The organism is Candidatus Symbiopectobacterium sp. NZEC151, from assembly GCF_025962655.1.
GTDB lineage: Bacteria > Pseudomonadota > Gammaproteobacteria > Enterobacterales > Enterobacteriaceae > Symbiopectobacterium.
The window spans coordinates 1,603,107-1,623,370 of sequence record NZ_JAGFPE010000001.1 but is presented as its reverse complement, the minus strand read 5'-3'; the positions used below and the strand labels follow the sequence as shown (position 1 = coordinate 1,623,370).

Here is a 20,264-nt window from a genome sequence, read left to right as displayed (position 1 = left end):
ATTTTTAATGGCTACCTGCCGTAGCCATGGCTTAAACATTGCCGTGCTTATAAACATCCCATGGCTTTCGCTAACGTTCCTTTGCGTGATTTGAGCTTGGCCGCTACGTCCTCAGGCAAATAGGGCCAGATATTTAAATTCGGTGTGGTTTTCGCCTCTATCTCTTTAATGGTGACCTGAAAGTGGCAGATATTGGCGGCTCGTGGCGTGTTCTGATCCATGATAAACGCGGCAAACTCGCCGGATTCAGGGCTGTTGCCGGTGAAGATAACCTTCCAATAACCGCTCGGTATCTCGACGTCAGGGGCGGCTGGCAGCGTTGCTATCTTGCGCGTAAATAAGGGACCGGTCACCACGTAAACGGGGGGCGAGTCCGGGCGATTGGCCAGCAAGCGCTCTTGCAATTCTAAACGGGCCCACGGGCCTTGGTTTAAGGCTGACATCTGTGGCGTAATATTCGACAGATAATTTAGCGATTGCCAATCGGATGAGCCCGCCAGTCCGGCCAGCGGTGCCTGATGTCCGCGATCGATGGACAGGGCGGCATTCGCGCCGGTGTAAGCCGCTGGAGCGAGAGTATCCGATTCTGGTAGCACGGGATCGCGTCGCCAGTTTCTGGTTCCGCCGCTGGCAATACTGGAATGTGTGACTTTATAAGCTACCCAATTGGCAAATCGGGTGTCGCGATTGTTGTTTAATGTGTAAGCTTCACGTATCAGCGTTTGCTGACTTCCCCCTGTAGGACACCCCACCGCACAGTTATCAATCTCTGGCTCATCTACCGAGACGCTCATCGGTGAAAATGTGTGTGTTGCTACCGTCTCGGGCTGTTTTGTTGTGGTACAGGCAGCAAGAAAAATGACTGGGAGCAGTCGAAAAAAAGTATATTTCATGGCTTCGTCCTATTGCTGACAACATCGGGATAGAGGGATAACGGCAACCCAATAAAAAGCGGCGTGCAACAATAACGTGACATGAGGTGATTAAACGGCGGTTTAATATCAATCAATGCAATAAAAGTAAATGATGATATTGAGAGCGCTATTCCTAACGGAAATAGTTTTTGCGGCGACGCTCTCACGTGGCATCACCGAAGAGGGAACGACGACATCGAGGTACTATTTTATCTCGGCAGGTGGATTAATCGTTGGGGGGGATGCGGAACCCCTTTAACGAAATAACAAACATCCCGGCTTTCTTGCTGATCTTTGCACCTTGTGCACACCATGCATCAGCGATTCTGAAAAAATCGTCGGTAGTCACGGAATAATCAAGAAGGACTTTGCTGGCGGTACCGGAAGAGAGCAACTGTTCAGCTTCGCTGGTACTTTTGGCATGAAGGGTTATCATTTTTTCATCTCCAGAGGGCCGTGCCACCATTATGTGTATAAATGATGACACTATGATGACGGCGAAAGGGAGAATGTGTGTTAAATAAAAAAGCCAGCGCGTCGCTGGCTTGATAACCGAAGCGTAACGAAGGATAGATTATCCGCGCAGGCGTGATGCAACGGCGGCAACGCGTGCACCATACTGCTTCGCGGTTTCCAAATCACCGGAAGGGATATCATCTGCCGGGCCATCGGAAGGCGATTGCACCAGAAGACCCACAGAGCCACCCAGGTTGTTAACATCTTCGCGTGTAGCCGTTTTGGTGTTAGCGGGCAGTAAGCCCAGACTCACCCACAGACCACCGTGTTGGGAAGCCAGGGTTTGCATCCAAATCAGGCTAACCTGCTTGTCACCGTTCAGGCTGGCGCTGTTGGTAAAGCCGCCAAAAACCTTATCCTGCCAGGCACGAGTAAACCAGGCTTTAGAAGAAGCATCCGCGAATTTTTTAAACTGCCAAGGCACTGAACCCATGTAGGTGGGAGCACCAAAAATGATGGCATCCGCGGCGTTCAGCGTCTCCCACTCCTCAGCGGTAATATCACCGTTTTCATCCACGGCGATACGCGTTGCATCAGCACCTTGTGCAACATACTCTGCAACGCGTTGGGTGTGGCCATATCCTGAGAAATAAACAACAACAGTGTTACTCATGTTCACTTTTCCTTTCGTCAGTAATAACAGGGACGGATGCAATAGTTTGGTAAGCGATTGAAGGTAGCATCAGTTTTCAATGGAAAGATAGTATATATGGTATACTGCGTTGACAAGAAGGCACCTGAACGATACCAGGTTTCCTGGAGGATACCATGCAGAGATACCCCATTGAGGGCGATACCGCAGCCGGCTACAGCGTGTATTCATCGCACTGCCCGGCGCGCCAGTTTTTGGAGCGACTGGCCGACAAATGGACCATACTGATTATTGGTCGTTTGAAATCAGGTGAGACGCGTTTTAATCAATTGCGACGGGATATCGAAGGCATCACCCAGAAAGTCTTGTCGCAAACGCTGAAAAAGCTGGAGCGGGATGGTCTGGTTGCCCGTCGTGTATTTGCCACGGTTCCCGTTACCGTAGAGTATTCACTGACGCCCGTGGGGTTGACGTTGGTGGAAACGTTCGAAAGCCTGGCGCATTGGGCAGAATCCAATATTGAATCAGTGCGTTTGGCACAGGAACAGTATGACCGTTTACACGCAGCAACCAGCAGCTAAAGACGACGTTGAGGGCATACGCCGTGAAAGTAAATGATATTGTTACAGTAAAAACCGACGGCGCAGAGCGAAGGGAAGGCGTGGTGTTAGCGGTGGAACCGTTTCTGGAAGGGACGATGTACCTTGTCGCCCTAGCGGATTATCCGGCGGGAATTTGGTTTTTTAATGAAGAAGAAAACCCGGAAGGTCTTTTTGTGGAGCTGAAACCGCAAGACGCGCATCGGAAGTGAAGCAGGTCTGCAAGCAGACCTGCTCGGTCAGTCAGCGGTTAGAATGTTTCCCAATGCTCGCTACTGTTGGTGGCTTTCTTATTACCTGGCGGCAGTGCTGCTGGCGCACTTTTGCTTGATGCCAGCGTGTATGACGCCGGTGTCGGCGTTGCACGCTGTTCTTGCAACTTGAACACCGCCACGGCACGAGTCAGCAGTGCAGCTTGTTCTTCGAGCGAAGACGCCGCTGCCGTTGCTTCCTGCACCAACGCGGCGTTTTGCTGCGTGACACTGTCCATCTCGGCAATGGCTTGCCCCACCTGACCAATACCACGGCTTTGTTCATCTGACGCGGACGCGATCTCACCCATAATGTCGGTCACATTGGTAACGGCATCAACAATCTCTTTCATGGTTTGCCCGGCTTGATCGACGAGTGTCGAACCACTGCTCACCAGCGATACCGATTCAGAGATTAATGTTTCAATCTCTTTTGCCGCCTGCGCACTGCGCTGCGCCAGGCTACGAACCTCGCTGGCGACCACAGCAAAACCACGACCTTGTTCACCGGCACGCGCCGCTTCAACGGCGGCGTTCAACGCCAGAATGTTGGTCTGGAAAGCGATACTGTTAATCACGTTAGTGATTTCAGAAATCTTGCGCGAACTGCCGGAGATGCTATCCATCGTTTCGATAACATTAGAAACGATATTGCCCCCTTGTTTCGCTTTATTGGAGGCGTTGGCAGCCAACTGACTGGCGTGGTGTGCGTTTTCGGAGTTCTGCTTAACGGTTGCCGTCAACTGTTCCATACTGGCGGCCGTTTGTTCTAACGCGGCAGCCTGCTGTTCAGTGCGAGATGACAGGTCCGTGTTGCCGGAAGAGATTTCGGTTGAACCCTGATAAATGGAATCAGCGCTTTCACGCACCGTGGCAACGGTGTTAACCAGTGAGGCCTGCATGTGTTGCACATTATTGCCTAACGTGCCAATTTCATTCGAGCCGTAATTCATCGAGCGCTGCGTGAGATCGCCTTGGGCAATGCGTTGAATACGCATCACCAGTGCGTTCATCGGCCTGATCAAGGCACCGCGCAGGAACGTAAAGGTCAGCAAGGAGAGCAACAGGGCGATACCGAAACTGGCACCCATCAAGGCATACCCTAAGGTGGCGTTCTCTGTAGCTATCTTGTTGAGTTGCTGTGCACGCTCGGTACGGTAAGCGACCGCATCCAGCAGCGGTTTGTTATAGTTAGCATCAAGCACGCGAACTTCTTCGGCCTCATGACTCAGGACTTCTTCGAACAGACCGTCCTTTGCCGACGCCATCATGGGCGTTATGCCTTGTTTGATATAGTCTTCATACGCTTTGGTTAATCCGGCATCAAGCGAAATATCATACTCGGTTTTTATCGGGCGATTTTCATACAGCTGAAAGGCTTTTTGCGATTGTTCGACGCGTTGCGCTGCTTGCTTCAGGTTTTCATTGTAGACCGCTGAATCACCGATACGTGCAGCGGAAGACGCCTGAATCAGGAGTAAGCGCGCGGTGCGTAGGTGATTGGAACTGTTGGAAAGCCCCATGCGAACGTCGATTTCTTGCGTGACGTCGGCAAGGTACTGATTGCTGCGTGCCAGAAAATAGCTGGAAGTCCCTATCGACAAGGCGAACATCAACATGATGCCGCCGAGAATGATAACGAATAAAGGCACTAAGCGTAAATTATTCAACACACCTGTTTTCCCCTGCTGCTCAGATTGTGAAGTTATTTTCATGTCCATTCGCTCATTTTTCAGGAAAAGTGATTACAATTTACCAAACAACAAGACACATCACGCATCTTTGGTATTCAGCACCCTTACAGTAACAACGAGTGTTCCTTTTAGTCGTAACTAATATAAAAGATAATCGGCCTATAGTGAAAAATCTTAATTGTAGTCGTCGGGATCTCGATCACAATTTTTGCTTTTTAAAACGTATTTTCATTTTAGTTGCTGATAAAGTAGCTTGTGAAATTTCGTAACGCCGCTGTAAAAAAATTTGTCGTGAAAAAATAAATACCGATTCGCCTACTTTTATTGCATCAGTGGGCTGTTTCTATTGGAGTCTTTTTTGAAGAATACAACCGCATTTTTTACCAATGAAAAAATAGTCTTTGCGCTGGCAACCCTTTGCTGCCTGTTGTGGGGAAGCGCCTATCCGGCCATCAAAAATGGCTATGCTTTGTTCCTGATAGCAGAGGGGGACATCGCGTCAAAGCTGGTGTTTGCCGGTTACCGCTTCGTGCTGGCGGGCGGGTTGTTGCTGCTGTTGGCGCTGGCGAGTGGTAAGGCGATTGCGCGGTTTAAACCGGGGCAACTTAGGCAGTTAGCGGTACTCGGGATCACACAAACAACGTTACAGTATATCTTTTTTTATATCGGGCTCGCTTATACCACAGGGGTTAAAGGGTCTATTATGAATGCCACCAGTACGTTTTTTAGCGTACTGATTGCGCATTGTCTTTATGCCAATGATAAAATAACGCCGAATAAAGCATTCGGTTGCCTGCTGGGATTTTTAGGTGTCACTATCGTTAATATAAATGGCCTGGATGATTTCAGTTTTACAGTAATGGGGGATGGTTTTGTTGTTATTGCAGCATTAATTTTGTCAGCGGCAACAATTTACGGGAAACGTATTTCTCAAACCATGGATCCGATTGTCATGACAGGGTACCAACTGGCGATTGGCGGTATAATCCTTACGTTGATTGGGTATTTTAGCGGTGGATCGCTGAGCGTTCAGGGTTGGGATTCTGTATTGATTCTTTTCTATCTGGTATTGCTTTCATCGATCACCTTTGCGCTATGGAGCCAATTGCTGAAATATAACAAGGTCGGCACTGTCGCACCTTTTAATTTCTTGATCCCGATTGCCGGTGCCGTGCTCTCGGCGCTGTTCCTTGATGAGAGCATTCTTGAATGGCGCTATGCTGCTGCTTTGGTGCTGGTGTGTCTGGGGATTGGGTTGGTTAACCGGGTTCCCCAGACAAAATAAGCCGATATCCCCTTCGTGTAGCGGCGAAGGGGAGCGATTTTAATAGCTGAGTGTCAGAATTTCTCTTGCCATTGCTTCGTCAATATCCTGCCTTTCACCCTGCGGTAAAAGAGTAAAGGCTTTCAGATTGTGGATTATCGCCTCCACCGCATCCGGTGGTAATCCATAATCGCGCATGCGGGTTTTTATCCCCATCTGCTCAAAGAAATCGCGCGTTTTTGCAATCGCCTGGGAAATGCGGGTCTCGTCATCACCCTCGGTTATTTGCCAGATGCGCGTGGCATATTGTAAAAGCTTTTCATGCTTATTATTGCGTTGGACATATAATAAAGAAGGAAGTAATACGGCGAGCGTTTGCGCATGGTCCAAACCGTAAAGCGAGGTGAGCTGATGGCCGATACGGTGCGTAGCCCAGTCTTGTGGCACACCTGCGCCGATAAGCCCGTTCAACGCCAGCGTGGCGCTCCAGGTAAGGGTGGCGCGCACATCGTAATTTTCAGGCTGCGTAAGCGCCTTGGGACCTTCTTCCAACAGGGTGAGCAGTAACCCTTCGGCAAAGCGGTCTTGCACTTTGCCATAGACAGGGAAGGTGAGATATTGCTCGATAACGTGAACAAAGGCGTCTACCACGCCGTTGGCGACTTGCCGAGCGGGCAGGGTATAGGATTTCTCAGGATCGAGAACCGCAAACTGGGGGAAAAGCAACGGATGGTTAAAACCGACTTTGGCCCCCGACGCAATGTGGGAGACCACTGAAGTGGCATTCATCTCCGAACCGGTGGCGGGCAGCGTCATGACACAGCCCATGGGCAGTGCCTGAGTGAGCGGTATTTTATTAACCCAATGATCCCATACGTTTTCATGGTAATAGGCTGCGGCGATGAACTTGGTGCCATCAACCACCGAACCGCCACCCACGGCCAGTAGGTAATCGACATTCTGCTCTTTTGCCAACTGCGTGGCCTTCATCAAGGTTTCATAGTGGGGATTGGCTTCAATGCCGCCAAACTCCACGGAGAAGCGTTGACCCAGTGCTTGCCTGACTTCCGCAAGCGTGCCGTACTTTTCCGCACTTTGCCCGCCGTAGGTAATCAACACGCGCGCATTGGCGGGGATGTGTTGGCTAATCTCTGCAATTCTTCCCTGACCAAACACGATACGCGTTGGGTTATAATAACTAAAGTTGTACATTTTATAATCGCCCCAGATCCAAAGTAACAAAAAACGACTTTGATACTACTGCAAAGTCAGGGCGAGTGACATTTGGTTGAGACATAATGGTTATCCTCTCCTACACTTATTGCCGTTGGGCGCTCACTTTTGGTATCGCTGATACGCGCGTAATCTTGTTACATTTTTTATATATCTATCATTAAGATAAAACCATTTGAAAAATGTATAACTGTATCTGCTTCAGTGAAGTGAAATGTTTCTTGTCAAAAAGATGGGTAACAAACGTTCTGGTAGGAGTTCTTACCAGATGGCTTTTCGGGATAATACCTTTCAATTATGTGATGTTGGTCACATAATTACCAAAATGATTCTCTGGTCGCGTTGTGTGTTTGAGGGATTAGGCGGTACAGTTGCGAGGATTTAGGAATAATCCTATGCTTCCTGAAGCAGTGATTTGGGTTGTCATACGGGGTAAATGGATAAGCGAGTTGGGCAGCAAAAGAAGTTGGCAGTAGCATGTGATTGTCATAATAAGAAAGTAAAGTAACAAAAGATAGTCTCTGGCACCGAATGCTTTCATGCCATCAATGGAGAGTGATTTTTAACCGGGCGATAGCCTCTATCCCCCAACTTATGCTTTGTACATAGCCTGTCGAGATGGGAAATATGGGTACCTCTGAATTACTCAAGCACATTTATGACATAAATCTGTCTTATCTGTTACTGGCACAACGTTTAATCAATGACGAAAAAGCTTCTGCGATGTTCCGTTTAGGTATTAATGAAACCATGGCGGATACCTTGATGCAGCTCACACTGCCTCAGATGGTTAAACTGGCGGAAACCAATCAACTGATTTGTCATTTTCGTTTTGACGATCACAACACGATCAAGTTATTAACACAAGAATCCCGCGTGGATGATTTACAACAAATCCATACTGGAATTTTGCTGTCGAGTCACTTATTAAACCAGTTATCTTCGAAAGACGATAACTTGCCTAAGAAAAGGGCATAATAATGACGGAAAAGAGTATTGTTCAGGAAGCAAAAGACATCCAGTTAGCGATGGAATTGATCTCTCTGGGTGCTCGATTGCAGATGCTGGAAAGTGAAACACAATTAAGTCGTGGGCGTTTAATTAAACTTTATAAAGAGCTGAGGGGGAGCCCACCTCCAAAAGGAATGTTGCCATTTTCCACGGACTGGTTCATGACCTGGGAACAAAATATTCATTCTTCGATGTTCTATAATGCGTACGCTTTTTTGCTAAAGACCAGTCATTGTAATGGCGTTGAAGCCGTTATCACAGCCTACCGTCTTTATCTTGAACAGTGCTCGCCCAACAATGATACGCCGTTACTCGCCTTGACCCGCGCCTGGACATTGGTGCGTTTCGTGGATAGCGGTATGCTACAGCTATCGTCGTGCAATTGTTGCAACGGGATGTTTATTACGCATGCTCATCTGCCGAAAAACAGTTTTGTTTGCAGCTTGTGTCAGCCACCCTCCAGAGCGGTAAAAAGACGTAAACTTTCACCGAATCTTGCCGATATACTACCGCAACTACTGGATGAACCGGTAAAGCATGCTGTCTGAGCCTGGTGGCGGTTGTGAGTCTGTCTCAGCCCGTGTTGTTGCGGGCTGAGTACATCCCTCCTTAAGAAATTCCTGCTCGACGGATGTTTTACCTCAGCTTCCACCCGCGATTTGTTATAAGGAATTCTTGTGCTTGTTATATTGGGTTATCTCGTAATAATAGGTTCGATACTGGGTGGTTACCTGATGGTTGGCGGGGCGCTGGGTGCGTTGTATCAGCCCTCGGAACTGTTGATTATCGGTGGTTCGGCCGTCGGCGCATTTATCGTCGGTAACAATGCCAAAGCCATTAAAGGTACGATTCGCGCCTTCCCACAACTGTTCAAGGGGTCCAAGTATAGCCGGGACCTCTACATGGACCTGATGGCGCTGTTGTTTCGTCTGATGGCGAAATCGCGTCAGCAGGGGATGCTCTCTTTGGAAGGCGATATCGATAGCCCGCGTGAAAGCGAGATTTTCTCCAGCTATCCTCGTGTGGTTGCAGACAGCCACATTATTGAATTCATCACAGACTATATGCGGCTGATGATCAGCGGCAACATGAATGCGTTCGAAATCGAAACGCTGATGGACGAAGAAATCGAAACCCTTGAGCACGAGCTTGAAGTGCCGGCGATGAGTCTGAACCTTATGGGGGATGGCCTTCCTGCGTTTGGTATCGTTGCGGCGGTCATGGGGGTGGTGCACTCCCTGGCCTATGTCGATCGCCCTGCTGCTGAACTGGGTATGATGATCGCGCATGCCATGGTGGGGACGTTCCTGGGGATCCTGCTGGCTTACGGCTTTGTTTCGCCACTGGCTTCACTGCTGCGCCAAAAGAATTCGGAAAAGGTAAAAGTCCTGCAATGCATCAAGGTGACGCTGCTTTCCAGCCTGAACGGTTATGCGCCGCAGATTGCCGTTGAGTTTGGGCGCAAAACGCTGTACTCCACAGTCCGTCCGACCTTCGCTGAGATGGAAGAGCATATTCGTCGTGTGAAAGCACCGGCTCAGCAGGCTGCGGAAAGTGACTAATGAAACATCAGCATCCGATAATACGCAAGAAAAGGAAGTCTAGCCACGCGGCGCACCATGGCGGCTCGTGGAAGATAGCTTATGCTGACTTTATGACTGCCATGATGGCGCTGTTTTTGGTGATGTGGCTTATCGCCATTGCCAGCCCATCACAATTGACGCAGATCGCCGAGTATTTTCGAACGCCACTCAAAGTCGCGTTAACCTCAGGCTCTCGCGTCAGTGAAGACAGCAGCCCGATCCCTGGCGGGGGGAATGATTACACCCAGCAGGAAGGCGTCGTCAAACGTGAACCTGAGATGCCTCCCGAAGCCAATCAGCGCGACAGGCTCGACGATATTCGCTTGAATAAATTGCGCGAGCAGTTGGAACAGTTGATCGAATCTGACCCGCGCCTCAGAGCGCTGCGCCCGCACCTGCTGATTGAAATGGTCGATGAAGGGCTACGCATCCAGATTATTGATAGCCAAAATCGCCCCATGTTCAAAACCGGCAGTGCGCAGGTTGAATCCTATATGAGTCATATCCTGCGTGCCATAGCCCCCATTCTTAATGATATCCCCAATAAAATCAGCCTGTCAGGTCATACCGATGACGTGCAATACGCGCAGGGGCAACGTGGCTACAGTAACTGGGAGCTGTCCGCCGATCGCGCGAACTCATCCCGGCGCGAGCTGATTGCCGGCGGCCTTTCTGACGGCAAGGTGCTGCGGGTGGTGGGCATGGCGGATACCATGAGTTTGAAACAGGCCACCAATAAAAATGACGCCATCAACCGCCGCATCAGCTTAATGGTGCTAAACCGTGATGCGCAACGCGCCATTGAGCAAGAAAATAGCGAAAGCCGTGCGATTGATATCGATAAAGCGGAAACTTTGCAAAATTTGCCCGCGGAGAACACTAAACCCGACGAGCCTGCTGCCGACAATAGCAATAGCGGTGCAAGCAATGCACCGGTCCCGGGGGGAGCCACGGGCGTGGGGCCAACGAACAGTGCGCCTCCCAGTAGCAACAACACCAGTTCGAGCAGTACCACAACCAATAACAACAGCGCCACCAGTACCAGCAATGTAAGCAGTAGCAGTAATACCAATACAAGTAATAGCGGCGGTGCAGCATCGCCGCAGACAGGGAATGGAGTACCTGCTTCAGGGCGCCAGCAACCGACCACCGCGTTGCCAGCCGCTCCGGACAGCCAGGCAACACCTTCATCAATAAGCCACGATTCGCAGCAGAGGTGATCACGTGAGCATGGACATGAGTGCTTTTTATCAAACTTTCTTTGATGAAGCAGATGAACTACTGGCGGATATGGAACAACATTTGTTGTTATTAGATCCACAAGCCCCTGATACTGAGCAAATGAATGCCATTTTCCGTGCTGCCCATTCCATTAAAGGCGGCGCGGGAACGTTCGGTTTTACCGTATTGCAGGAAACTACCCACTTGATGGAAAACCTGCTTGATGGTGCGCGACGCGGAGAGATGCGTTTGAGTACCGATATCATCAACCTGTTTTTGGAAACAAAAGATATTATGCAGGATCAGTTGGACGCTTATAAAACCGCACAGGAACCCAATGCCGAAAGCTTTGAGTATATCTGTCAGGCACTGCGCCAACTGGCGCTCGATGCCAAAGGGGAAGGTAGCGCGCCGGCTGCCACTGCTGTAAGCGCATCGGCTGCGGCCGCACCCACGCTCGCGCAAGCGGGAAACGGTGAATTGCATATCACGCTCACCGGGCTCAAAACGCAAGAAATTCCGCAAATGCTCGAAGAACTGGGCAACCTGGGAACGGTGAAAGATCCTAAGCAGACGGACAGCAGCCTGGATATCACGCTGGTTACCTCTGAAAGTGAAGACGATATCAGCGCAGTGCTCTGCTTTGTGCTCGAACCTGAACAGATTCATTTTGGTGCGCCTTCAGCTCCCACGCCAAGTGCTGCTCCCGCCGCCGAGCCAGCGCCGGAACTGACCGTCGTGCCCAGCGCGCCAGAGCCTGTGGTTGAAGCGAAGGTCGCAGCGCCTACCGCACCTGTTGCTGCGGCGAAGGCTCAACAGCCCGCACACGATGCCAATAAAAACCGCCAAAAAACCGGTGATACCAGTATTCGTGTAGCGGTAGAAAAAGTTGACCAGTTAATCAACCTGGTCGGCGAACTGGTGATAACGCAGTCCATGCTGGCACAGCGCTCTACGGCGCTCGATCCGGTGGTGCATGCCGACCTGCTGAACAGCATGGGGCAGCTAGAGCGAAACGCGCGCGATTTGCAAGAATCGGTGATGTCCATTCGTATGATGCCGATGGAATACGTGTTCAGCCGCTTCCCACGCTTGGTGCGCGACTTGGCCGCCAAACTGGACAAACAGGTGGAATTGACACAGATCGGCAGCTCCACCGAGTTGGATAAGAGCCTGATTGAGCGCATTATTGACCCTCTTACCCACTTGGTGCGCAACAGCCTCGATCACGGTATTGAATCGCCAGAGAAACGTATTGCTGCCGGGAAATCGCCGGTGGGTAATTTGACGCTGTTAGCCGAACATCAGGGCGGGAATATCTGCATTGAAGTTATCGACGATGGTGCGGGTTTGAACCGTGAGCGTATTTTAGCGAAAGCGCTGTCGCAAGGCTTGGCGGTGAATGAAAACATGTCCGACGAAGACGTCGGAATGCTGATTTTTGCGCCAGGTTTCTCAACGGCCGAAAAAGTGACAGACGTCTCCGGACGCGGCGTCGGCATGGACGTGGTAAAACGTAACATCCAGGAGATGGGTGGGCACGTTGAAATTCACTTCCAGGCAGGCAAGGGCACCACTATTCGTATCCTGCTGCCGCTCACACTGGCGATACTGGATGGCATGTCCGTCAAGGTCAGCAAAGAAGTGTTCATTCTGCCGCTGGGTGCAGTAATGGAATCGTTACAACCGCGCGCCGAGGATATTTATCCGCTGGCAGGCGGTGAGCGTGTGCTGCAAGTGCGCGGTGAATATCTGCCTCTGGTTGAGCTGTTCCACATTTTTGATGTTGAAGGCGCGAAGACCGACGCAACTCAGGGTATCGTCGTGATTCTACAGAGCGCAGGTCGCCGCTATGCCCTGCTGGTTGATCAACTGATTGGTCAACACCAGGTTGTGGTGAAAAACCTGGAAAGCAACTATCGCAAAGTGCCAGGTGTTTCCGCTGCGACCATTTTAGGTGACGGCAGCGTGGCATTGATTGTCGACGTTTCGGCGTTGCAGGCATTGAACCGTGAAAAGCGCGTTGTTGAGACCGCGGCGTAATAACACATAGAACGTGAATAATTAAGGTGAAAAACATGACTGGACTTGCCAACGTCACAAAAATAGCCGGTGAAACTGTGGGACAGGAGTTCCTGATTTTCACACTGGGCGACGAGGAGTACGGCGTCGATATTCTTAAGGTGCAAGAGATCCGGGGTTACGATCAGGTTACACGCATTGCCAATACGCCCTCCTTCATCAAAGGGGTGACTAACCTGCGTGGCGTTATCGTGCCTATCGTCGATCTGCGCATTAAGTTTGCCCAGCAGGAAGTGGATTACGATGACAACACCGTGGTCATTGTCCTCAATCTGGGGCAACGCGTGGTTGGGATCGTGGTTGACGGCGTGTCTGACGTACTGTCGCTGACGGCGGATCAGATTCGCCCTGCGCCGGAATTTGCGGTAACCCTGTCCACAGAATATTTGACAGGTCTCGGCTCACTGGGTGAGAGAATGCTCATCCTGGTCGATATTGAGAAATTGCTCAGCAGTGAAGAAATGGCATTAGTCGATATCGTTGCAAAAGCATAATCTTTTTTTCAGGGCCATCGCTGGATGGCTCTGACCTTTCTTGCTCTTTTCTCTATTTAGGTTATCTGGAACTCACCCCACTTTGATGCCGGTCTTCCGGCTATTCGTTCACTTAAAAGGCGTCATATGCTAAATCGTATCAAAATTGTCACAGCGCTACTTTGTGTATTGCTGCTATTTGGTGTGCTACAACTTGTTTCCGGTGGGCTATTTTTCAATGCGTTAAAAAATGATAAAGAAGTATTTGGTAATACGCTAATCATTAATAATCAAAAATCGGCGCTTGATGCGAGTTGGTCCTATTTATTACAAACGCGAAACACCCTTAATCGGGCAGGAAGTCGATTTGCGCTCGATGCCACGGGAGCCGGCACTGGGTCATCGGTAAAAACGTTGCTGGAGGATGCACAGCGGCAATTAGTCAGCGCAAACAAATACTTCGCAGACTATGAAGGTGTAGCGCGCTCGGCACAGCAGAGCAATGCCATCGCGCAAGATGTCAAGCAGAATTACAAGACGCTAAATGTGGCACTGGCGGAGTTAATTCAATTGCTTTCCGCTGGGGATATAAAAAAGTTTATCGATCAGCCAACGCAAAGCTATCAGGATGGATTTGAAAAAGCGTACAATGCTTATAAAGTTGAAAGTGAAAAATTATATAACACAGAAATTTCACGCAACGAAAGCGCTTATCAATCGGCTCTCTGGATTTTGGCTGCGGTGATTTCTGTTGTTGTCGCGTTAATCTTGTCTGCCTGGTTTGCTATTCAACGTATATTAATTCATCCGCTGCATAATATTGTGGAGCACACGCAACACATTGCACGTGGCGATCTGACACAGAAGATGAATTATCATAGCCGCAATGAAATGGGGACACTGGCAGACAGTATGCGCCACATGCAGTCTGAATTGATTAGCACGGTGAGCGCGGTGCGCCAGGGTGCCGATGCCATCTACACCGGGGCATCAGAAATCAGCGCAGGGAATAACGACCTCTCATCGCGTACCGAAGAGCAGGCGTCGTCGCTGGAGCAAACGGCGGCCAGCATGGAACAACTGACCGCAACGGTACGACAGAATGCGGAAAATGCGCGTCAGGCGAGCCAACTGGCGTTAAGTGCGTCAGAAACCGCACAACGCGGTGGCAAGGTGGTCGATAATGTCGTGAAAACTATGCACAACATTGCCGGTAGCTCACAGAAAATTGCTGATATTACCAGCGTTATCGATGGCATCGCGTTCCAGACCAATATTCTGGCGTTGAACGCCGCGGTTGAAGCGGCGCGTGCGGGAGAGCAGGGCCGTGGTTTCGCCGTGGTAGCGGGAGAGGTGCGCAATTTGGCACAGCGTAGCGCCCAGGCAGCGAAAGAAATTAAAAGTTTGATTGAAGATTCTGTAAATCGTGTCGATGAAGGATCTGTATTAGTAGAAAGTGCGGGCGAAACCATGGGCGAGATTCTTAGCTCGGTGACACGCGTGACCGACATCATGGGCGAAATTGCTTCTGCCTCTGACGAACAGAGCAAAGGCATTGGGCAGGTTGGGCTGGCCGTTACCGAAATGGACCGCGTGACGCAGCAAAACTCTGCATTGGTAGAGGAATCCGCCGCCGCCGCCGCCGCACTTGAACAACAAGTTATTGGGCTGAATCAGGCCGTTGCGGTCTTCCAGTTGCCTGCAACGGGTGGGCGTTCGCGGATTGCATCGCCAGCAACGGCCTCGGTTGATAATACCGCGCGCCCGGTATTGCTGCCGAGCGCCTCGGCGGGCAGTAAGAAAAAGGCAGAGGCAGTGACCTCAGACAACTGGGAAACGTTCTAACCGAACGACCACGCGTATTTCTGGCACAGTGATTCATACAGAAGCAGTTTAAAACAAGAACGTATCGATCGTGTCGGCATAGCGCCGACCGATCACCCAGGTTGGAGGCAGTATGTTGACGCGAATTCGTGTTTCTACCGGTTTGTTTGTGTTGTTGTTTGTGTTTTGTGCCGTGCAGTTGCTATCCAGTAGCTTATCCTTTACGGCGTTCAAAACGGACTATCAGAATTTTACGCGCGTGGAGACGGTCAGCCAGCAGCGCGACAGTTTGAGCCAGAGTTGGGTAGCGCTACTGCAAACCCGCAATACCCTGAACCGAGCGGCAACGCGCGCGGCGCGTAACGTGCCGCAAGAGCAAGTCTCGGTGTTGATGAACAGTGCGCGCGCCTCGCTGGCGCAGGCGGATGTCTATTTCAAACAGTTCGTTGCTACCACGCAGTTGACGGAGGAAGGGCAGCGTCTGGCAGAGAGCACCAAAGTGAGCTACGACAAGCTCAACGGTGCGTTGGCAGAGCTGATTGGTTTCCTGGATAAAGGCCAGTTGCAACCTTTCCTTGACCAACCTACCCAGTCATTTCAGGATAATTTTGAGAAGAGCTTTTCTGCCTATCTGAGCTACGTCCAGACACATTTGCAGCAGGCCGGTCAGGCAAGCCGTGATTCCTATAACCACTCAACCTGGTCATTTGGCATTGTCGTGGTGCTTTCCCTGGCCCTGGTTGCTGTAGCCGTGGTGTGGCTGCGGAAAATCATTCTGACGCCGTTGACCACCATGCGTGAGCATTTTGAGCATATCGCGCGCGGGCACCTGACGGTAAAAATTGCCGACTACGGTCAGAATGAGATCGGGGTGATGTTCACGGCGCTGCAACATATGCAGACCTCGCTGGCCTCGACGGTACATACCGTGCGGCAAGGTGCCACGGGGATGCTGCTTGGCGTGCGGGAGATTTCCTCCGGCAACGTGGATCTGTCATCACGTACCGAATCACAGGCGTCTGCGTTAGAACAAACGGCCGCCAGCATGGAACAACTGACCGCTATCGTGAAGCAAAATGCGGACAATGCGCACCAAGCGTCCAAATTAGCGCAGGAGACTACCCACACCGCCCATAAAGGGGGCGAAATTACCGCCGGCGTAGTGAAAACCATGCAGGATATTGCGGTCAGTTCACGTAAAATCAGTGATATTACCGGGGTGATCGATGGCATTGCGTTCCAGACCAACATTCTGGCGCTGAATGCTGCCGTTGAAGCGGCACGCGCGGGCGAACAGGGGCGTGGATTTGCCGTGGTAGCCGGCGAAGTGCGCAGTCTGGCACAGCGCAGTGCGCAGGCAGCTAAAGAGATCAAAGCGCTGATAGAGGAATCGGTTGGGCGCGTTGAGCAAGGCTCTGTGCTGGTGAAGGACGCGGGTAACACCATGGATGATATCGTCACCTCCGTGAAGCGTGTGACCGATATCATGGGCGAAATTGCGTCTGCGTCCGATGAGCAGAGCAGGGGTATTGAGCAGGTAGCTCAGGCGGTAACCGAAATGGATAGTGCAACGCAGCAGAATGCGGCGTTGGTGGAGGAAGCCTCATCCGCCGTTCAGGCATTGGAAGCTCAGGCGATGATGTTGACGGATGCAGTTTCAGTTTTCCGTCTTGACGTGACCGACGATGAAATATCGACTAATACTTACAAAGTAACACCTGCACTCGCGTTGAAGGAAAGGCTGGATTGACTCTCTCTATAACCTTAATTGATGTTTGAGCGGTTTGATATGAAAAATAACCCATCGCCAAATCGCCTTGAATCTGCGTCTATCCTGACGCAGATGGTCGATAGATTGCCCTTGTCGGATACCCATTTTCGGCGTATCAGTCAGTTGATTTACCAACGTGCTGGCATTGTGCTGGCCGATCATAAACGGGAAATGGTCTACAACCGCCTGGTGAGGCGGCTGCGCACTCTGGGGCTCAATGATTTTGGGCAATATTTGGCGCTGCTGGAAGCGGACGTCAACAGCCCGGAATGGCAGGCGTTTGTTAACGCCCTGACGACTAACCTGACGGCGTTTTTTCGTGAGGCGCACCACTTTCCGATCCTTGCCGAGCATGCACGGTCAAGGCCGAATGGCTACACCGTATGGAGCACGGCGGCATCCACCGGTGAAGAGCCTTATTCATTGGCTATCACGCTGGCAGAGGTGCTGGGTAACCGCGTCAGTGGGTGTCAGGTCTGGGCCAGTGATATCGATACCCAGGTGCTGGAAAAAGCCACGGCGGGTATTTATCGCCAGGAGGAGCTGCGCACGCTTTCTCCCCAACAGTTACAAAAGTTTTTTTTACGCGGAACCGGGCCACACAGCGGTTTGGTACGCGTAAGGCCGGAACTCGCCGCGATGGTGCATTTTCAACAGTTGAACCTGTTGGCACCGACCTGGGATGTTCCGGCGCCCTTTGATGCTATCTTCTGCCGTAATATAATGATTTACTTTGATAAAGAGACGCAGGAGCGTATTTTGCGTCGCTTTGTTCCTATGCTTAAGCCGGGTGGGTTATTATTTGCCGGCCATTCAGAAAACTTCAGCCAGATCAGTCGGGAGTTCTACTTGCGCGGGCAGACGGTCTATGGGCTGGCTAAGGAAAGATAATGAGCAAGATTACAGTACTTTGTGTAGATGACTCAGCGCTTATGCGTCAGATCATGACGGAAATCATTAATAGCCATCCAGATATGGAAGTGGTTGCCACCGCACCCGATCCGCTGGTTGCCCGCGATCTGATCAAAAAGTTTAATCCGCAGGTATTGACGCTGGATGTGGAAATGCCGCGCATGGACGGATTGGATTTTCTGGAAAAACTGATGCGCTTGCGGCCTATGCCGGTGGTGATGGTCTCATCGTTGACGGGCAAAGGGTCCGAGGTGACGTTACGTGCGTTGGAACTGGGCGCGCTGGATTTTGTCACCAAGCCGCAGTTGGGCATTCGCGAAGGCATGCTAGCCTACAGCGAGATGATCGCTGAGAAAATCCGCATGGCGGCCAAGGCACGCTTGCCGCAGCGCAGCGCGTCCAGCGAACCGACCAAAATCATGCAGCACATGCCGATACTGAGCAGTGAAAAGTTGATCGCCATCGGTGCATCGACGGGCGGTACCGAAGCGATTCGCCAGGTGCTGCAACCGTTGCCGGCGACCAGCCCGGCATTGCTGATAACCCAGCATATGCCGCCGGGTTTCACCAAATCTTTTGCTGAGCGCTTGAATAAACTGTGTCAGATTACGGTAAAAGAAGCAGAAGATGGTGAGCGTGTTTTACCCGGACACGCCTATATCGCACCCGGTGCGCGCCATCTGGAGTTGGTGAAAAGTGGTGCCAACTATCAGGTCAGGTTGAATGACGGGCCGCCGGTAAACCGGCATCGTCCGTCGGTTGACGTATTATTTCGTTCGGTTGCGCAGTATGCCGGGCGAAATGCTGTGGGGGTTATCCTCACGGGGATGGGAAACGACGGCGCAGCCGGGATGCTGGCAATGCATCAGGCTGGCGCTTACACTCTGGCGCAAAATGAGGCAAGCTGTGTGGTGTTTGGTATGCCACGCGAAGCCATTGCGACGGGGGGCGTCGATGAAGTGGTAGATTTAAGCCAGGTGAGCCAGCGTATGTTGGCACAAATTTCTGCCGGACAGGCATTACGTATATAGCAACAGCAGCTCCCAGGGAGCAATAAAAATTAGGAGTAGGTATGGCCGATAAAGAACTCAGATTTTTGGTAGTGGACGACTTTTCGACGATGCGCCGCATTGTTCGTAACCTACTGAAGGAACTGGGCTTTAATAATGTGGAAGAAGCAGAGGATGGTGCTGACGCGTTGAATAAATTGCGCGCAGGCGGTTTTGACTTTGTGATTTCCGACTGGAATATGCCCAATATGGATGGTCTGGAGCTGCTGCAAACGATCCGTGCTGATGGTTCTCTTTCGAGTCTGCCTGTCCTGATGGTCACGGCGGAAGCGAAAAAAGAGAACATCATCGCTGCCGCTCAGGCGGGCGCTAGCGGCTATGTGGTTAAGCCGTTTACCGCTGCGACCCTGGAAGAAAAACTGAATAAGATTTTCGAAAAATTAGGCATGTAAGGGGATCGTATGACGTCACATCCTATGCCACCGGTGAATGATACCGCCTCTGCAACGGAGATCATTTCCCGTATTGGCCAATTGACGCGCATGCTGCGTGACAGCTTGCGTGAACTGGGGTTGGATCAGGCCATCGCGGAAGCCGCAGAAGCGATTCCCGATGCGCGCGATCGCCTCGACTATGTGGTACAAATGACGGCGCAGGCGGCTGAACGCGCATTAAGCAGCGTTGAGGCCGCGCAACCCGTTCAAAACCAACTGGAGTCTGAAGCCAAGGCGCTGAAAACGCGTTGGGATCAGTGGTTCGAAAATCCGATTGAACTGGCGCAAGCAAAAGAACTGGTCACGGATACGCGTAATTATTTGAATGACGTACCGCAGCACACCTCTTTCACCAATGCGCAGCTGATGGAAATCATGATGGCGCAAGACTTCCAGGATCTTACCGGTCAGGTTATCAAACGCATGATGACGGTGATTCAGGAAATCGAAAAACAATTGCTGATGGTATTGTTGGAAAACATGCCTGAGCAATCGGCTGAGAAGAAACGGCCAAATGACAGCTTGCTCAATGGTCCTCAGATGGATAAAAGCGCCGCTGGCGTGGTATCCAGTCAGGATCAGGTTGATGACTTGCTCGACAGCCTGGGCTTCTAACGCAGTCAGAGGGAGTGCGGCAATGCAGAGCCTCCCACTGACGATCGCTTCATTGGCACCGTGAGTGATCTGTGGATCAGTCACGGTGTTTCTGTTTGTTTTACCCTATCCCTGAATAAGCTATAGGTTTGTTTCGTTGTTCAAGCCATAAGGATTGCGGACATTTGTCATGCTAAGCGTTACCCCTCAACCTGACAGTATGCGA

The 20,264-nt window shown here is 51.0% G+C and carries 20 protein-coding genes; 15 read left to right on the top strand and 5 right to left on the bottom strand.

Going from position 1 to position 20,264, the window contains the following annotated elements; all coding sequences use genetic code 11:
- Nucleotides 1-47 precede the first annotated feature (47 nt).
- From J5067_RS07310 to J5067_RS07300, 3 genes are all read right to left on the bottom strand, one after another.
- A complete protein-coding gene (locus J5067_RS07310) occupies nt 48-893 on the bottom strand; it encodes a DNA/RNA non-specific endonuclease (RefSeq protein WP_264627625.1) in 846 nt (281 codons plus the stop codon).
- A gap of 247 nt (nt 894-1,140) precedes the next feature.
- Nucleotides 1,141-1,350 (bottom strand): hypothetical protein, encoded by a 210-nt coding sequence (locus J5067_RS07305; RefSeq protein WP_264643168.1) that lies wholly within the window; start codon nt 1,348-1,350, stop codon nt 1,141-1,143.
- A gap of 138 nt (nt 1,351-1,488) precedes the next feature.
- On the bottom strand, nt 1,489-2,043 hold the full coding sequence (locus J5067_RS07300; protein WP_264643167.1) for a flavodoxin family protein: 555 nt from the start codon (nt 2,041-2,043) through the stop codon (nt 1,489-1,491).
- Between the two features lie 155 nt (nt 2,044-2,198).
- Here J5067_RS07300 and J5067_RS07295 point away from each other — a divergent pair, with 155 nt between their 5' ends.
- The gene (locus tag J5067_RS07295; RefSeq protein ID WP_264643166.1) at nt 2,199-2,603 is read left to right on the top strand and encodes a helix-turn-helix domain-containing protein; all 405 of its coding nucleotides are present in this window, start codon (nt 2,199-2,201) and stop codon (nt 2,601-2,603) included.
- A 23-nt stretch (nt 2,604-2,626) separates the two neighbouring features.
- Nucleotides 2,627-2,833, top strand: a complete 207-nt coding sequence (gene dsrB / locus J5067_RS07290) for a protein DsrB (RefSeq protein WP_264643165.1) — start codon at nt 2,627-2,629, stop codon at nt 2,831-2,833.
- A gap of 38 nt (nt 2,834-2,871) precedes the next feature.
- Here dsrB and J5067_RS07285 read toward each other — a convergent pair whose 3' ends face one another.
- A complete protein-coding gene (locus tag J5067_RS07285; protein ID WP_264643164.1) occupies nt 2,872-4,593 on the bottom strand; it encodes a methyl-accepting chemotaxis protein in 1,722 nt (573 codons plus the stop codon).
- A gap of 331 nt (nt 4,594-4,924) precedes the next feature.
- On the opposite strand from J5067_RS07285, the gene J5067_RS07280 reads away from it, so the two are divergent.
- Entirely contained in the window at nt 4,925-5,851 is a 927-nt protein-coding gene (locus J5067_RS07280) for a DMT family transporter (protein ID WP_264643163.1), read from the top strand.
- 39 nt (nt 5,852-5,890) lie between these two features.
- Here the strand turns inward: J5067_RS07280 and J5067_RS07275 are convergent, their stop codons facing one another.
- On the bottom strand, nt 5,891-7,042 hold the full coding sequence (locus J5067_RS07275) for an iron-containing alcohol dehydrogenase (RefSeq protein WP_264643162.1): 1,152 nt from the start codon (nt 7,040-7,042) through the stop codon (nt 5,891-5,893).
- Between the two features lie 648 nt (nt 7,043-7,690).
- Between J5067_RS07275 and flhD the strand changes: the two genes are divergently transcribed.
- The 12 genes from flhD to cheZ all read left to right on the top strand — a co-directional run bounded on the left by flhD (nt 7,691) and on the right by cheZ (nt 20,059).
- On the top strand, nt 7,691-8,041 hold the full coding sequence (gene flhD, locus J5067_RS07270) for a flagellar transcriptional regulator FlhD (protein ID WP_264643161.1): 351 nt from the start codon (nt 7,691-7,693) through the stop codon (nt 8,039-8,041).
- Between the two features lie 2 nt (nt 8,042-8,043).
- The gene (flhC, locus tag J5067_RS07265) at nt 8,044-8,622 is read left to right on the top strand and encodes a flagellar transcriptional regulator FlhC (protein WP_264643160.1); all 579 of its coding nucleotides are present in this window, start codon (nt 8,044-8,046) and stop codon (nt 8,620-8,622) included.
- A gap of 129 nt (nt 8,623-8,751) precedes the next feature.
- On the top strand, nt 8,752-9,636 hold the full coding sequence (motA, locus tag J5067_RS07260; RefSeq protein WP_264643159.1) for a flagellar motor stator protein MotA: 885 nt from the start codon (nt 8,752-8,754) through the stop codon (nt 9,634-9,636).
- Complete coding sequence (gene motB / locus J5067_RS07255; protein WP_264643158.1) at nt 9,636-10,877, top strand: flagellar motor protein MotB; 1,242 nt, start codon at nt 9,636-9,638, stop codon at nt 10,875-10,877. Before motA ends, motB begins: the two co-directional genes overlap by 1 nt.
- A gap of 16 nt (nt 10,878-10,893) precedes the next feature.
- On the top strand, nt 10,894-12,921 hold the full coding sequence (gene cheA, locus J5067_RS07250) for a chemotaxis protein CheA (protein ID WP_264643157.1): 2,028 nt from the start codon (nt 10,894-10,896) through the stop codon (nt 12,919-12,921).
- 35 nt (nt 12,922-12,956) lie between these two features.
- Nucleotides 12,957-13,454, top strand: coding sequence for a chemotaxis protein CheW (gene cheW / locus J5067_RS07245; RefSeq protein ID WP_195312477.1), 498 nt, complete (start codon nt 12,957-12,959; stop codon nt 13,452-13,454).
- Nucleotides 13,455-13,580: 126 nt separating this feature from the next.
- On the top strand, nt 13,581-15,278 hold the full coding sequence (locus tag J5067_RS07240) for a methyl-accepting chemotaxis protein (RefSeq protein ID WP_264650757.1): 1,698 nt from the start codon (nt 13,581-13,583) through the stop codon (nt 15,276-15,278).
- A 112-nt stretch (nt 15,279-15,390) separates the two neighbouring features.
- Complete coding sequence (locus J5067_RS07235) at nt 15,391-17,007, top strand: methyl-accepting chemotaxis protein (protein WP_264643155.1); 1,617 nt, start codon at nt 15,391-15,393, stop codon at nt 17,005-17,007.
- A 39-nt stretch (nt 17,008-17,046) separates the two neighbouring features.
- Complete coding sequence (cheR, locus tag J5067_RS07230; protein ID WP_264626970.1) at nt 17,047-17,919, top strand: protein-glutamate O-methyltransferase CheR; 873 nt, start codon at nt 17,047-17,049, stop codon at nt 17,917-17,919.
- On the top strand, nt 17,919-18,971 hold the full coding sequence (locus J5067_RS07225; RefSeq protein WP_264643154.1) for a chemotaxis response regulator protein-glutamate methylesterase: 1,053 nt from the start codon (nt 17,919-17,921) through the stop codon (nt 18,969-18,971). Before cheR ends, J5067_RS07225 begins: the two co-directional genes overlap by 1 nt.
- Before the next feature lie 41 nt (nt 18,972-19,012).
- Nucleotides 19,013-19,402 carry a chemotaxis response regulator CheY gene (cheY, locus tag J5067_RS07220; protein ID WP_195312472.1) on the top strand — a complete coding sequence of 130 codons (390 nt, stop codon included), beginning with the start codon at nt 19,013-19,015 and terminating at the stop codon, nt 19,400-19,402.
- 9 nt (nt 19,403-19,411) lie between these two features.
- Complete coding sequence (gene cheZ, locus J5067_RS07215) at nt 19,412-20,059, top strand: protein phosphatase CheZ (protein WP_264650756.1); 648 nt, start codon at nt 19,412-19,414, stop codon at nt 20,057-20,059.
- The last annotated feature ends 205 nt before the right edge of the window (nt 20,060-20,264 follow it).